Raw genomic sequence first — 14491 nt, 5'->3', positions numbered from 1 at the left:
GGCCCGTCAGCCATCGACCTCGGCGCACACCGTATCGTCGTGACCGGCGTCGCGCAGCGCACGGCAGGCCGCCTGAGCCTGGATCTTCTTGACCCGCTTCTGCCCCGCGGTGCTCTTGGCATCGGCTTCCGTTGTCTGCCAGTCCTCCACCGCCTGGATCGCCGCGATGCGCAGGGAATCCGCCTGCGTGGCGTCGGCTGCGGCCGTCTTCCTGCGTTCCGCCGGATCGAGGCGCTCGGTGACGGGCGCGGCCACCTTGTCCGAATTGTCGGACAGCCACTTGCCGATCCCGGCGATCACCTTGTTGCCGTCGCGCACCTCGTGCACGTCCACCCGGAAGGTCACCGGAGTCGCCTGGGCCAGGTAGGCGTCGTCCTTGGCGATGAGGCCCTTCAGGCGCGTGAGCCTTTGCTGCCCGTCGGAGGTCTTCTTCTTCGCCTCCGCCTTTTCGAGTTCGTCGCGGTCCTTGCGGCGCTGGATGGTGTCAGCGAGCCGCGATTTCGCCGCGTCGGCGAGCGGCGGCATGGGAATCCAGTCGGTGGCGAGCGCGGCCAACTGGTCGGGCGCCACGGGCGCTTCGTTGGCCACGCGGCTGAGCAACAGGCTGCGCGTGGCGAGCGCGTCGCCGTTTCCGTCCTTCGACGGTTCCAGCAGGCTGATCGTCACCGTCAGGTCGCGGCCCTTGCCGTGGAAGCCGCCTTCGGTGAACGGCTTGCCCACATAGGCCTGCACCGGGACGAGGCGGAACGCCGAGCGGTCGTGCGAGACCTCGAGGCGCACCTCCATGTAGATCCCCGGCGCCCTGGCGAAGCCGACGCTCGGCAACCAGGCGGCGCCCTTGGGTCCGCCCGGATCTTCAGGCCTGCCCGTCAGCGCGACGCCATCTCCGCCCTTCACTCCGCTCGCGAAGCGCACGCACTTGCGGTAGCGGACGATGCTCGCCTCGTCGCTCGGCAGGGCGACCGCGTAGAAGTAGGTGGCGGTCTGGCCGACCACATGCACCTCGTCCGGGGCGGCCGCGTTCGCGAGCGCCGAGCCCAGCCCCTTGATCGCCGCGCCCACGGCCGGGCCGATGACCAGCGACAGGAGGCTGCCGGCCAGCGACTCGGCCCCGTCCCCGGCGTCCGCTCCGACGCAGTCGGAGGTGAAGTCCACCACCGTCACCAGGTTGTCCCTGGGGGCGGCCTGCGCCGCGCCCGAGACGGCCAGAGCCGATGCGCCCAGCAGGGCCGCAAACTTCCGCTTCATCTTCCCCTCCCCGATCCGTTCCGCGCCAGCCGGACGGGGCTGGCCAAGCTCGCCGCTAGGCTCGCCGGGACGGCGGCGGCGATACCGCCGCGCTCCATCAGCACGCCGGTCCCGGCGCGCCCGACAAAATCGCCGCACTCCTGGGACCCTGGGTTCTCGGCATTGTTCACGTGCACTCCGGCGACGGCCCAGACGCCGTCGTCGCGGCGCACGAACACCGGCGAGCCGCTGAAGCCCTTCTCGGTCTGGCAGCTGTGCTGGATGCAGGCGGAGCCGTCAGCGCGCACGGCCGTGTAGTCCCACAGCCTGCAATAGCCGGCGCCCACCTTCCGGGTGCTGCGCAGGGCCTCCGTCCAGGCGGGCGGGTCGCTGTGCCCGCCGGGCCCCGGGATGGCCCGCTCCGCATCGGCCAGCACGAAATAGCCCACCAGCAGGGCCTCGGAGACCATCACCCCGCTAAGCTGCGTCGGCGCCACAACGGCTGGGGCGGCGCGCAGGCGGACTGCCTGGGGCAGGCCGTGGGCCTCGATCACCAGGATATCGGACCGGCTCGACCTGAGGTTCGCGGGCGCAGGAAGGGGTTGCACGGCGGCGGGCGCCACCGGCGCATCCGAGACCGAGCGGTCCACGAGCGAGACCGTCGCCTTGGCCGCCTCCGGCCAGGGCTGGCCGGTGGCCGGGTCGAAGAAGCAATGACGGGCGGTCAGGAACCTGTCGCCGCCGACATGGACCGCCATGCAGTAGGGACCGTAGGCGCCGGAGATCACCGCCAAGTCCTGCAACGGCGGGGCCCCGCCCGGCGTCACCTTCTGCAGGCACGCCGCATCGAAGGCCTTGCTGAGGGCGATGAAGTCCTGGCGCTCGGGGTCGGTGCGGATCCGCGTCAAGCCGCCGTCGCTGTCGAAGAGCTCGTGCTCGGCCCTGTTGGCGAAATCGGTCCGGGCCTTGAGGCAGTCCGGTGTGTAGGCGCACACCGGTCCCGTCCACCCGACCACCTTGGCGCGGTCGCGCCATTGGGGCTTGAGGTTGGCCAGCGTCACGTCGGTGCTGCGCGGGTCGATCGTCTGCGAGGTCGCGCCCAGCTTGGTCAGGAAATCCGCCAGAGCCGAACTCTGCTCGCCTTCCCGGAAGCGGGTGATCAGCTCGGGTTTGGTGAAGGTCGGAAGGTCCTTCATCAGCTGCGGATCGATCACCACCTCGTTCGACGTGGTGGTCGGAACGCGCACCGTGACGATCCGGCCCGTGGGATCCTGCTTGAGCAGCACGCCCGCGGCTTCGCCCGCCGAAGGATGTTCCCGAAGCTCGGCAGCCCCCAGGCTCCGCAGTACGGTCAGATTGTCCGCGGATGAGTCCACGCCCTGCGCGCCCAGCGGCCCGGCGCGCGCGCCTGGTCCGACGGGCTGGGCAGCCGCGCCGCTCGCCACAAGCGCGACAACGAAGATCAGGGCTCGGATACGCGACATCAGCATCCCCCCCGACGCTGGATTGATCACGCACTGAAGCTTGAGAGCCCGGACGTCGCGAAGGTCACGCGCGCAGGCTCAAGGCGCCCGCAACGAGGACGCGACCTCAGACTGCGCAACACTTAACGTAATGTCCAGACGAATCTACTCGCCTCGGTTGATCTCGCGGAGATTGCATCGAGGCGCCGGGCGCCGCGACGCGCGCCGGCAACGGAGAGGAGCGGAGAGCGCCGCCTCAGACCTTCGCCGCAGCCTCCTCCAGGGTCGGCCAGTCGGTGTAGCCCCGGGCGCCGCCGCCGTAGTAGGCCGCCGGCGGCGCGACCGCGAGCGGCGCCCCCTGGCGCAGGCGCTCGACGAGGTCGGGGTTGGCGATGAAGGGTCGGCCGAACGCGATGATGTCGGCCGTGTCCGCCGCGCGGGCGGCGATGGCCATATCCCGGTCATAGAGGTTGTTGGCGATGAGCGCGCCCTTGAACAGGCGGCGCAGCTTCTGCAGGTCGAAGCTTGGCTCGGCGGTGCGCGAGATGCCGGTGTCGCCCTCCACGAGGTCGAGCCAGCCGACCTTCAGCTCGTTCAGCCGCTCGACGACATAGGTGAACAGCGGCTCGGGATCGGAGTCCCAGGCCTGGTAGGCGTGGCCGATGGGGGCGAGGCGGATGGCGGTGCGCTCGGGTCCCCAGACGCCGATGATCGCCTGCAGCACCTCGACCAGCAGGCGGGCGCGGTTCTCGATCGAGCCGCCGTAGGCGTCGTTCCGCTTGTTGGTCATGTCGCGCAGGAAGGCGTCGATCAGATAGCTGTGGGCGGCGTGCAGCTCGACCCCGTCGAAGCCGGCCTGCTTGGCGCGCACGGCGGCGGCCCGGAAGAGCTCGACGATCTGCTGCATCTCGTCCAGACGCAGGGCGCGCGCCTCCTCGTAGGGCTGCAGGCCCTGGGCGGTGAAGATCTGGCCCGGCTGGCGCATCGCCGAAGGGGCGACGGGCGGCTCGCCGCCGCTCAGCGAAGAGTGGCTGAGACGGCCGGCGTGCCAGAGCTGGCAGAAGATGACCCCGCCCTTGGCGTGCACCGCGTCGGTGACCTGGCGCCAGCCGGCGATCTGGTCGTCCGACCACAGGCCGGGGATGAACGGGCCGCCGCGGCCGCCGGGGGTGACCGGGGTCGCCTCGGTGATCAGCAGGCCGGCGGAGGCGCGCTGGGCGTAGTAGAGCGCCTGGAGCTCGCCCGCCTCCCCCGCGTCGTTCGAGCGCGTGCGCGTCAGCGGCGACAGCGCGATGCGGTTCTTCAGCCGCACGCCGTTGAATTCGCAGGGATCGAAGAGGTCGGTCATCGGGGGCTCCATCGCGCTCGACGCCAGCCTGGGAGGCGCGACGCCACGTCAGTCCAGGCTTGACGCACATCAAGGCCCGGCGGCGCCGCCTCGGCTTGGATCAGGCAAAACAGGCGAACGAGCGGGGCCGGATCTCTCATGCGCACGAAGCGCTCGACCATCCTTGTGACCGGCGCGGCCGGATTCCTCGGATTCCACCTCTGCCGCCGGCTGCTCGACGACGGCCATCCGGTGATCGGCCTCGACGACATGAGCACCGGCGTGCAGGCGCACGTCGACGAGCTCGAGAGCCATCCGGACTTCCGCTTCGTGCGCCACGACGTGCGCGAGCCGGCGCACATGCTGGCCCTGGAGAACATCGGCCAGATCTTCAACCTGGCCTGCCCCGCCTCGCCCGTGGCCTATCAGGCGCAGCCGATCAAGACGCTGGAGACCAGCGTCCTGGGCGTGCGCAACATGCTGCAGCTGGCCATGGCCCGCGGCGCGCGGATGGTGCACACCTCGACCTCGGAGGTCTATGGCGACCCGCAGGTCCATCCCCAGCCCGAGACCTACTGGGGCAATGTGGACATGAACGGGCCCCGCGCCTGCTACGACGAGGGCAAGCGCTGCGCCGAGACGATGATCTACGACTATCGGCGGGTGCACCGGGTGGACTGCCGGGTCGTGCGGATCTTCAACACCTATGGCCCCGGCATGCGCGAGGACGACGGCCGGGTGGTGTCGACCTTCGTGGTCGAGGCGCTGAAGGGCTCGGACATCACCATCCAGGGCGACGGCTCGCATACCCGCTCCATGTGCTACGTCGACGACATGGTGGATGGGCTGGTGCGGATGATGGCGGTCACGCCCCCGCCCGACGGGCCGGTGAACCTCGGCAATCCGCGCGAGATCAGCGTGCGCGAGTTCGCAATGATGGTGCTGGCGGCCACCGGATCGGACTCGCGGGTGGTGTTCACCCCCGAGGCGATCGACGATCCCCGGCAGCGGCGCCCCGACATCAGCCGCGCCGGGCGCGTCCTCGGGTGGACGCCGAAGACGCCGCTGGAAGACGGCCTGGCGCGGACCATCGACTATTTCCGCGGCCGGATGGCTGACCGCGCCCCACGGGACGTCGCGCCCGGCGCAGGCCGAACGGCGGAGGCGGCGGGATGACCCCGACCCCGCTCGACCCGAGCGGGGCGAATGCGGCGGGCGGGGCCGAGCAGGGCCCCGAAGAACGCCCCTGGGAGCTTCCCTGGGGGCGTCACGGCGCGCCGGCCTTCACCCTGGAGCGGGTGTTCCACGGCCGGGCCGCGGTCGCCAACCTCATGGGCCTGGCGGCCTGGTTCCTCGGCCTCTACTGGTTCTGGGTCTGGTGGTTCGAGCCGGGCCACTACACGACGCCGGTCCGCTGGCTCGCCACCACGGCGGTGCTCATCTGGCTGACCTGGGTGCCCGGCTATTTCATCGTCATCTTCAACAACGCCCGGGTGCTCAAGGGCCTGAAGGGCCCGCCGCCCGGCGCGCGGGTGGCGATCGTCGTGGCCAAGGCGCCGTCGGAGCCCTTCGCCCTGGCCAAGAAGACCCTGATGGCGGCCCTGGTGCAGGAGCGGGTGACGCACGACACCTGGCTGGCCGACGAGGATCCGGACCCCGAGACCCTGGCCTGGTGCGCCGCCCACGGGGTGAAGGTCTCGACGCGCAAGGGCGTGGCCGACTACCACCGGGCGGAATGGCCGCGGCGCACGGCCTGCAAGGAAGGCAACCTCGCCTATTTCTACGACCACTACGGCTACGATCGGTACGACTTCGTCAGCCAGTTCGACGTCGATCACGTGCCGGGGCGGTTCTACCTCTGGCACGCCCTGGCGCCGTTCAACGACCCGCGGGTGGGCTATGTCTCGGCGCCGAGCATCTGCGACGGCAACGCCGGGGAGAGCTGGGCGGCGCGCGGGCGGCTCTACATCGAGGCGAGCATGCATGGGGCCCTGCAGACGGGCTACAACGACGGCTGGGCGCCGCTGTGCATCGGCTCGCACTACACGGTGCGGACGGCGGCCCTGAAGGGCGCCGGCGGGCTGGGCCCCGAGCTCGCCGAGGACCACTCCACCACCCTGATCCTCAACGCCGCGGGTTGGCGCGGCGTGCATGCGGTGGACGCCATCGCCCACGGCCAGGGGCCGGAGACCTTCACCGACCTGGTGACCCAGGAGTTCCAGTGGTCGCGCAGCCTGGTGACGATCTTGATCCGGCACACCCCGCGCTACCTGTCGAAGCTGCCGCTGAAGCTGAAGTTCCAGTTCCTGTTCTCGGAGCTCTGGTACCCGACCTATTCGGCGATGATGGCGATCGCCTTCGCGAGCCCGATCGTCGCCCTGCTGACCCGCGCGCGCTTCGTCAACGTGACCTACGCCGACTACCTGCTGCACGTGGCGCCGATGTCGATCATGCTGATCGCCATGGCCTACTGGTGGCGCTCCACCGGCCTCTACAGGCCGGCCAACGCCAAGATCCTGAGCTGGGAGGGGGTCGCCTTCGTCTTCCTGCGCTGGCCGTGGTCGCTGATCGGCTCGGCGACGGCCGTCTTCGACTGCGTCGGCGGGCGCAAGGTGGACTTCCGGGTGACGCCCAAGGCGATGCTGCACACCGACCCGGTGCCGTTCCGGGTCCTGGCGCCCTATGTAGTCATCGCCCTGGCCTCGGCGGCGGCGGCCTGGCTGGTGAAGGAGCCGGGGTCGGCCGGCGGCTTCTACGTCTTCGCCCTGGTGGACGCGCTCTTCAACCTGGTCCTCATCCTCACCGTGCTGGTGCGGCATGCGCGCGAGAACCGCGGGCCCGTGTTCGGCAGGAGCCTGGCGGGCGCCCTCAACGCCGGCGCGGTGGCCGCGATCGCCCTGCTGATCGGTCTCGGCGCCTACGAGAACGGGCCGCGCGGCATCGCGGCGATGAACGCCGGCTTCACCGTCTTCACCCTCGCCGAGCCAAGCTCGCCGCCCGCCGGCGCCGGCCGCAGCCGGGCGGTCACCTGGCGCATCCGCCCCCGCTGGCACGGCTTCGCCGCCCAGACGCAGCCTGAGGCCGGATCGGAAGGGCCGCAGAGTCGGCGTCGCGGGCCCTGACAGACGCATCTGCCTGATCTGGATCAACGACGGCCTGGCTTGGGCGGGATGAATGGAGGCACACCGAACGCAAGAAAGTCAGTCATGCGCGAGCGCCTCCAAAACCTGTCCCGCCGGACGCTTCTCCAAGGATCCCTGGCCGCGGGCGGCGCCGCGGCGATCGTCACCGCAGGCGTGGGCGCCGGACCGGCCCTGGCCCAGGCCACGGGCGCGGGTCGCGACGTCACGCGCGACAAGCGGCCGGTGACGTATCCCGACGGGCTGAAGCTCGGCGCCTACGATCCCTACGGCGACTTCAAGGACGAGGCGGGCCTCGCCACCGAACACCTGTTCCTACCGTGGGAAGACGTCGAGCTCGGCGCCCTCGCCGCCGCCGATTCCTACGCCCTGCAGCGGGGCCGCAACGTCCTCGTGACCATCGAGCCCTGGTCCTGGGCCAAGGACTTCAACACCAGCCCGGCGCAGCTCAGGAACGCCATCCTCTCCGGCCAGCGCGACGACAACATGCGCGCGATCCTCAATGTGCTGGCCAAGTTCAAGAGCCCGGTGACCATCCGCTGGGCGCAGGAGATGGACAACCGCTTCTCCCGCTTCATCTGGGCGGCCTGGGCCGGACCGGACTATGTGAAGGCCTTCCAGCGCATGGCCGGCCTGATCCGCACGGTGACGCCGAAGGCGCAGATCATGTGGTCGCCGCGCGGCGAGCGGACCCTGGGCGGCTACTACCCCGGCTCCAAGTACGTGGACGTGATCGGCCTGACGGTCTTCGGCCTCGAGAAGTTCGACATGCTCGAGTACGGCCACGCCCGCAGCTTCGCCGAGTCCGTGAACCAGGGCTATTCGCTGACCGCCGGCTACGGCAAGCCGGTCTGGGTGGCCGAGCTCGGCTACGACGGCAGCCCGGCCTACGTCTCCAAGTGGGCGCAGGAAGTGGCTCAGAAGCGCCCCGAGTTCCCGCAGCTGAAGGAGGTCGTCTACTTCAACGACCGCGAGGTGTGGCCGTGGCCGCGCAACCTCGGCCGGCCCGACTGGCGCGTCGTCGCCGAGCGGCCGTTCCTCTATCCGCTCCGGGAGCGCCCGTAAGGGCGCGGCCGCCTCGGCCCAGGCTGAACCATGATGACCCAAGTCAAGGGCGAGGCGGGCGAGGGGGCCGGCACGGTCCTGGTGACCGGCGGGGCCGGCTATGTGGGCTCGCACGCCTGCAAGGCCCTGGCCGCCGCCGGCTTCCGGCCGGTGGTCTACGACAACCTGGTGACCGGTCATCCCTTCGCGGTGAAGTGGGGACCCTTCGAGCACGGCGACGTGCTCGACCGCAGCCGGCTGGACGAGGTGATCGCCCGCCATCGGCCGCGGGCCATCCTCCACTTCGCCGCCTTCGCCTATGTGCGCGAGTCCATGGCCGACCCGGGGCGCTACTGGCGCAACAACGTCCAGGGCAGCCTGACGCTGCTCGAGGCGGCCCGCGACGCCGGGGTCCGCGACATCGTCTTCTCGAGCAGCTGCGCCGTGTTCGGCATCCCCGCGGCGACCCCGATCGGCGAGGACGCGCCCCGGGCGCCGATCAGCCCCTACGGCGCCACCAAGCTCACCGTCGAGACCATGCTGCAGGACTTCGGCCGGGCCCACGGGACCCGCTGGGTGGCGCTGCGCTATTTCAACGCCGCCGGCTGCGACCCGGACGGGGAGATCGGCGAGTTGCACGATCCGGAGACCCACCTGATCCCGCTGGCGCTCGAGGTGGCGGCCGGCGAGCGGCCGCGGCTGACGGTGTTCGGCGCCGACCACCCCACCCCCGACGGCACCTGCGTGCGGGACTATGTGCACGTCGCGGACCTCGCCCGCGCGCACGTCGCGGCGCTGCAGCGGCTCGAGGCCGGCATGGCCTCCGCCGCCTTCAACCTGGGGGTCGGCCGCGGTTATTCGGTCCGCGAGGTGATCGAGACCGTGCGCGCCGTCACCGGGGCCGAGACACCCTTCACGGTGGCCCCGCGGCAGGCGGGCGACCCGCCGATCCTCATCGCCGATCCGACCCGCGCGGCCGGGGCGCTCGGCTGGGCGCCACAACTGCCCGAGCTCTCCGACATCGTCCGCACCGCCTGGAACTGGCGGGGCGCCAAGCAGGACGCGCGACAATGTGTCCTCGCTTAAGCATTGCCGTAAACTTCCTAGATGATCCTCACCGAGCAGCGTTCGCTGCGCATGAGGTCGTCCATGGACTCCAGGAACATCGGAAATTCGCGCCTGCGGGCGTTCGTCGCGACTGCGGCGGCAGTGTCAGCTCTGGCCTTTGCGGCCGCCGCCCAGGCCCAGCCCGGGCCGAAGGAGGCCGACGCCCAGCCCATCTCGGGGCCCATCTCGGGAATCGTCCAGGCCGAACCGGCCGCGGGCGGCTCGCAGACCGCCGCGCCCGCCGAGGTCAAGCCGGCGCTCTACGCCGGCCGGGCGCCCTACATCTGCTCGCCGAGCGGCTTCGGCGAGCGTTCCAAGTGCTTCCTCCGCTCGAGCCTGAGAGGCCGCTCGCGCTAGCCTGCTCCAAGTACGCATTCACCGGTCTTCCGGGCGTAGTTGAGCCGGTGCGAGGCGAATTCGCAGCGGACACCTCAACCCCGCCATCAATGGAGAGATCGGAATGAACCGCTTGCACGCGCGCCCCGCCCTGCTTTCAGGGGGATTGCTTTCAGGGGCGTTTTCCGGAGCCCTGGCGGCCGGCATGATCCTGGCCGGCACGGCCCATGCGCAAGGCGTGGAAGCGCCGGCCAACTCCGTGCTCGCGCCGTCGCCGCCGCCGGCGTCCGAAGGCACGCCGCCGAGCGGCTACGCCTGGGGCGGCGGCTGGATGAGCAATCACTACGCCGGCGCCTACGGCGGCGGCATGCTGGCGCTGAACCCGAACCGCAGCCTGTGGGAGGACGGCTTCGCCGTCCGCGGCGACATCTCGGCCGGCCGCTACAGCTACAACGCCATCGACCGCCACGTCGGCCTGTTCGACGGCGACCTGCTGGTCGGCTACCGCAAGGCCACTGAGGCCGGCAACTTCGGCGGCTATGTGGGCGTGGCCCACATCAAGCACGACAACAACGACCCGGCGGCGCGGCTGCGCGGCTCCAAGACCGGCGTGGCCGTGCTCGGCGAGTACAGCAACACGATCAACAAGAAGGTCGAGGTCAATCTGCAGGGCCGCTACGCCGAGCCCTTCTCCAGCTGGTCGGTCAGCGGCCGCGCGCTGTGGAAGATGGGCGACTACCAGTGGTTCGGCCCGCAGGTGAGCTTCCTGCGCAACGACGACTACAAGGAGATGACGGTCGGGCCGCTGCTCAAGACCATGACCAGCTTCGGCGAGGTCGGCCTCTCCGGCGGCTGGCGCCACCCGATCGATTCCAACAACAAGGACGGCTACTTCGCCTCGGTCTACGTGGCCGTGCCGATCCGCTAGGGCGCTGGGCGGGCGAGCGCAGCTCCTGCCCGCCTGATGCAGACGAAGAAGGCGGCCGCCGTGAGGCGACCGCCTTTTTTGGTTTCCGGATCCGCAGGTCGGCGCTTAGGCCGGCTCGGCGTCGGCCGGGCGGGGCGAGAGGGGCACGGCGACCGAGGGGCCGGCGGGCTTCTTGACCTCGGCTTCCTCGCGCACCGGGGGGACGCCCTTCAGCACATTGACGATCTCCTCACCGGAGAGGGTCTCGTACTCGAGCAGCGACTTGGCCAGGGTGTGGAGGGCTTCCAGCTTCTCCATGAGGATCCGGCGGGCCTCGTCCTCGCCGGCCTTGACCAGCTTCTTGACCTCTTCGTCGATGATCTTGGCGGTCGCTTCCGAGACGTTCTGGTTGCGCGCCACGGAGTGGCCGAGGAACACCTCCTCCTGGTTCTCGCCGTACTCGACGGCGCCCAGCTTTTCGGAGAAGCCCCACTTGGTGACCATGGCCCGGGCGAGCTTGGTCGCCTGGGAGATGTCCGAGGAGGCGCCGGAGGTGACCTTGTCCTTGCCGAAGATGATCTCCTCGGCGACGCGGCCGCCGAACAGGATCGCCAGGCGCGAGGTCATCTGCTCGTAGGTCATGGAGAACTTGTCCCGCTCGGGGAGCTGCATGACCATGCCGAGCGCGCGACCGCGCGGAATGATGGTCGCCTTGTGCACCGGGTCCGTGGCCGGGACGTTCAGCGCCACCAGGGCGTGGCCGCCCTCGTGATAGGCGGTGAGCTTCTTCTCTTCCTCGGTCATGACCATGGAGCGGCGCTCGGCGCCCATCATGACCTTGTCCTTGGCGTCCTCGAAGTCGCGCATGGTGACCATGCGGCGGTTCTTGCGGGCAGCCATCAGGGCCGCCTCGTTGACGAGGTTGGAGAGATCCGCGCCGGAGAAGCCGGGGGTGCCGCGGGCCACCACCTTGACGTCGACGTCGGCGGCCAGGGGGACGTTGCGCATGTGGACGCGCAGGATGCGCTCGCGGCCGTTGATGTCGGGGTTGGGCACCACGACCTGGCGGTCGAAGCGGCCCGGACGCAGCAGGGCGGGATCGAGGACGTCCGGCCGGTTGGTGGCGGCGATCAGGATGATGCCTTCGTTGGCCTCGAAGCCGTCCATCTCGACCAGCAGCTGGTTGAGGGTCTGCTCGCGCTCGTCGTTGCCGCCGCCCAGGCCCGCGCCACGATGGCGGCCGACGGCGTCGATCTCGTCGATGAAGATGATGCAGGGGGCGTTCTTCTTGGCCTGCTCGAACATGTCGCGCACGCGGCTGGCGCCGACGCCGACGAACATCTCGACGAAGTCCGAACCGGAGATGGTGAAGAACGGCACGCCGGCCTCGCCCGCGATGGCGCGCGCCAGCAGGGTCTTACCGGTGCCGGGCGGGCCGACGAGCAGGGCGCCCTTCGGGATCTTGCCGCCCAGGCGCTGGAACTTCTGCGGGTCCTTCAGGAAGTCGACGATCTCGGTCAGCTCTTCCTTGGCCTCGTCGACGCCGGCGACGTCCTCGAAGGTGACGCGGTTCTTGTTCTCGGTGAGCAGGCGGGCCTTGGACTTGCCGAAGCCCATGGCCCCGCGCGCCCCGCCCTGCATCTGGCGCATGAAGAAGATCCACACGCCGATCAGCAGCAGGATGGGCAGGGAGTTCAGGATGAAGCCCACCAGGGTGAAGCCGCCGGCCGCCTTGAAGTCGTAGTCGGCGTTGTGGGCCTTGAGGCTGTGCAGCAGGTCGTCCTGGTTGGTCGGGGTGACCGAGGTGAAGACGTGGTTCTGCGCGTCCTTGGCCTCCACGGCCGAGCCGCGGAAGATGGCCGACTTGATCTCGCCGGCCTCAGCCTTGTTGAGGAGCTGGGAATAGGAGATCTCGCTGGCCCCGGCCGCGTGGCCGCCGCCCGTCACCATGGAATAGATGCCGATCAGGGCGACGACGACGACGCCCCAGATGACGAGATTGCGCAGGTTCATCGGTTTCAAACCGCCTCAAGAAAATTGCGGGCTGGCTCTTAAAGATAGGACGCCGACCGTCGTTCCACCAGCAAACCGGCCTGTCGCGCGACCGAAGATCGCGCCTTGACCACAAATTTTGACCAGAAATGCGAAAGGCCGCGCCCTTACAGGCGCGGCCTTGAACTCATCGTCGCATCCCACCTGGGGCGCAGCGAAGTTACCGGCTGGGCTTCTTGGGGGCCGCGATCAGGCCTTCGCGCTGGGCGCGCTTGCGGGCGAGCTTGCGGGCCCGGCGCACGGCTTCCGCCTTCTGGCGGGCGCGCTTCTCGGACGGCTTCTCGTAATGGACGTGGCGCTTCATCTCGCGGAACGAGCCCTCGCGCTGCATCTTCTTCTTCAGCGCCTTGAGGGCCTGGTCGACGTTATTGTCGCGGACGAAAATCTGAACCAGAGGACTCTCTCCTGCCTATTCGATCCCGCTCGGCTCCCTGTCTCCCGAAAAGGGGGCGGCGGCGAGCGAACAAAAAGATTAAGGCCCGGAGGCTTGAGGCCTTCGGGTCCGAGCGCGGCGAGATACACCAAGAGACGGCCTGAGTCCACGCTCAGTCCACGTCGAGACGCGAGGAACGGAAAAGAGTAAGGGAAGGGCCATGAGCGACGCGTCGGGGCAGACTGACCGCAACGGGACCGACTGGGCCGCGGAGGCCGAACAGCGGCTGCTGGATGCCGCCCTCGAGGCCTGCGTCGCCGAGGGCTGGACGAGCCGCATGGCCCGTCAGGCGGGCAAGCGGGCCGGCTTCTCGGCCGGCGAGACCGAGCTCCTGCTGCCCAACGGTCCGGCGGACCTCGCCGCCCTCCTCTCCCGCCGCCACGACGGGCGGGCGATGCAGATCCTGAAGGACACCGATCCGGCGTCGCTGAAGATCCGCGAGCGGATCCGCGCGGCGGTGGAGGCGCGGATCGACGCGGCCGCCCAGGACGAGACCGCCACCCGCCATTGGCTGGGCTGGCTCGCCCTGCCGCAGAACCTTGCCCTGGGGGCCAAGCTCTCCTGGGAGAGCGCCGATGTGCTCTGGCGCTGGGCGGGCGACGCGGCCACCGACGAGAACCACTATTCGAAGCGCGCCATCCTGACCGGGATCCTCTCCGGGGCCATGGCCATCCGCATGGCCAGCGGCCGCGGCGACGCCATGCGCTTCGTCGACCGGCGGATCGCCGACGTGCTGCGCTTCGAGCAGTGGAAGGCGACGACCAGGGTGCGCCCCTCTCTGTGGCTGGCCGGCCTCGCCCACGCCCTCGGCAGGGCCCGCTACCGCACCGCGCCGCCTGCGGCTGCCGAACCCGAGATTCGGGACGTCCCCTAGCCCCGTCGGCAGAGCAGGCTGAGCCAGCGCTCGCCGCTCCGGTCGGCGCGGCTGTCGCCGACGACGTCCATGGAAATGAGCTGCAGGCCGCGCACCTGCGCCAGCAGTTCGGCCGCGCCCTCTTCGTCGAGGTCGGTGAAGCGGCGGCCGTTGGCGGGGCGCTCGAACGGCCCGTACTTGAAGGACATGAACCAGGCGCCGCCCGGAACCAGGGCGTCGCGCAGGCGGCGCAGGGTGGCGGGAAGGTCGACCCGCGGCACGTGCAGCAGGGAGCCGCAGGCCCAGATCCCGTCGAAATGGTCGCGCCAGGCCATCTGGTCGAAGGTGAGGACGTCGACGACTAGGCCGGTGTGCCGGCGGGCGATCTCGGCCAGGCGCGGCGCCGCCTCGGTCGCGGTGACCTCGAAGCCCATCTGGTGGAAGGCGAGCGCATCGCGGCCCGAGCCGCAGCCGGCGTCGAGCACCCGGCCGCCGGGCGCCACCTGGCTGGCGAAGAGGCGGCGGGCCGCGGTCATGTCGCTGTCCACCGTGCGGCGGAAGTAGTCCTCGGCGTTCTCGTCGTAGAAGCCGATGTTGGACAT

The 14491-nt window shown here is 70.1% G+C and carries 13 protein-coding genes; 7 read left to right on the top strand and 6 right to left on the bottom strand.

Features of this window, described 5'->3' with window-relative positions; translation table 11 throughout:
* Window positions 1–6 precede the first annotated feature (6 nt).
* From DJ017_RS04165 to DJ017_RS04155, 3 genes are all read right to left on the bottom strand, one after another.
* Window positions 7–1248, bottom strand: a complete 1242-nt coding sequence (locus DJ017_RS04165) for a hypothetical protein (RefSeq protein WP_111527528.1) — start codon at window positions 1246–1248, stop codon at window positions 7–9.
* The gene (locus DJ017_RS04160) at window positions 1245–2513 is read right to left on the bottom strand and encodes a trypsin-like serine peptidase (RefSeq protein ID WP_165830521.1); all 1269 of its coding nucleotides are present in this window, start codon (window positions 2511–2513) and stop codon (window positions 1245–1247) included. Before DJ017_RS04160 ends, DJ017_RS04165 begins: the two co-directional genes overlap by 4 nt.
* A 433-nt stretch (window positions 2514–2946) precedes the next feature.
* On the bottom strand, window positions 2947–4038 hold the full coding sequence (locus tag DJ017_RS04155; RefSeq protein ID WP_227000010.1) for an alkene reductase: 1092 nt from the start codon (window positions 4036–4038) through the stop codon (window positions 2947–2949).
* A 138-nt stretch (window positions 4039–4176) separates the two neighbouring features.
* On the opposite strand from DJ017_RS04155, the gene DJ017_RS04150 reads away from it, so the two are divergent.
* From DJ017_RS04150 to bcsS, 6 genes are all read left to right on the top strand, one after another.
* Window positions 4177–5193: a UDP-glucuronic acid decarboxylase family protein gene (locus tag DJ017_RS04150; RefSeq protein ID WP_111527525.1), complete on the top strand. Its 1017-nt coding sequence runs from the start codon at window positions 4177–4179 to the stop codon at window positions 5191–5193.
* Window positions 5190–7139 carry a glycosyltransferase gene (locus DJ017_RS04145; RefSeq protein ID WP_227000009.1) on the top strand — a complete coding sequence of 650 codons (1950 nt, stop codon included), beginning with the start codon at window positions 5190–5192 and terminating at the stop codon, window positions 7137–7139. The genes DJ017_RS04150 and DJ017_RS04145 overlap by 4 nt, the downstream gene beginning before the upstream one ends.
* 84 nt (window positions 7140–7223) lie before the next feature.
* Window positions 7224–8222, top strand: a complete 999-nt coding sequence (locus tag DJ017_RS04140) for a glycoside hydrolase family 26 protein (protein ID WP_111527524.1) — start codon at window positions 7224–7226, stop codon at window positions 8220–8222.
* A gap of 30 nt (window positions 8223–8252) precedes the next feature.
* A complete protein-coding gene (galE, locus tag DJ017_RS04135; RefSeq protein WP_227000008.1) occupies window positions 8253–9287 on the top strand; it encodes a UDP-glucose 4-epimerase GalE in 1035 nt (344 codons plus the stop codon).
* 21 nt (window positions 9288–9308) lie between these two features.
* Window positions 9309–9665: a hypothetical protein gene (locus DJ017_RS04130; protein WP_111527523.1), complete on the top strand. Its 357-nt coding sequence runs from the start codon at window positions 9309–9311 to the stop codon at window positions 9663–9665.
* 184 nt (window positions 9666–9849) lie between these two features.
* Window positions 9850–10572, top strand: coding sequence for a cellulose biosynthesis protein BcsS (gene bcsS / locus DJ017_RS04125; protein ID WP_165830520.1), 723 nt, complete (start codon window positions 9850–9852; stop codon window positions 10570–10572).
* 105 nt (window positions 10573–10677) lie between these two features.
* Here bcsS and ftsH read toward each other — a convergent pair whose 3' ends face one another.
* Window positions 10678–12564, bottom strand: a complete 1887-nt coding sequence (gene ftsH / locus DJ017_RS04120) for an ATP-dependent zinc metalloprotease FtsH (protein ID WP_111527521.1) — start codon at window positions 12562–12564, stop codon at window positions 10678–10680.
* Between the two features lie 199 nt (window positions 12565–12763).
* Window positions 12764–12997 (bottom strand): 30S ribosomal protein S21, encoded by a 234-nt coding sequence (gene rpsU / locus DJ017_RS04115; RefSeq protein ID WP_111275467.1) that lies wholly within the window; start codon window positions 12995–12997, stop codon window positions 12764–12766.
* A 199-nt stretch (window positions 12998–13196) separates the two neighbouring features.
* On the opposite strand from rpsU, the gene DJ017_RS04110 reads away from it, so the two are divergent.
* Window positions 13197–13910, top strand: coding sequence for a COQ9 family protein (locus DJ017_RS04110; RefSeq protein ID WP_111527520.1), 714 nt, complete (start codon window positions 13197–13199; stop codon window positions 13908–13910).
* On the opposite strand, the gene DJ017_RS04105 is transcribed toward DJ017_RS04110, so the two are convergent.
* On the bottom strand, window positions 13907–14491 hold the full coding sequence (locus DJ017_RS04105; RefSeq protein WP_111527519.1) for a class I SAM-dependent methyltransferase: 585 nt from the start codon (window positions 14489–14491) through the stop codon (window positions 13907–13909). The genes DJ017_RS04110 and DJ017_RS04105 overlap by 4 nt on opposite strands.

The organism is Phenylobacterium soli (assembly GCF_003254475.1).
Taxonomy (GTDB): domain Bacteria; phylum Pseudomonadota; class Alphaproteobacteria; order Caulobacterales; family Caulobacteraceae; genus Phenylobacterium; species Phenylobacterium soli.
This window is presented reverse-complemented; position numbering and strand designations above follow the sequence as displayed.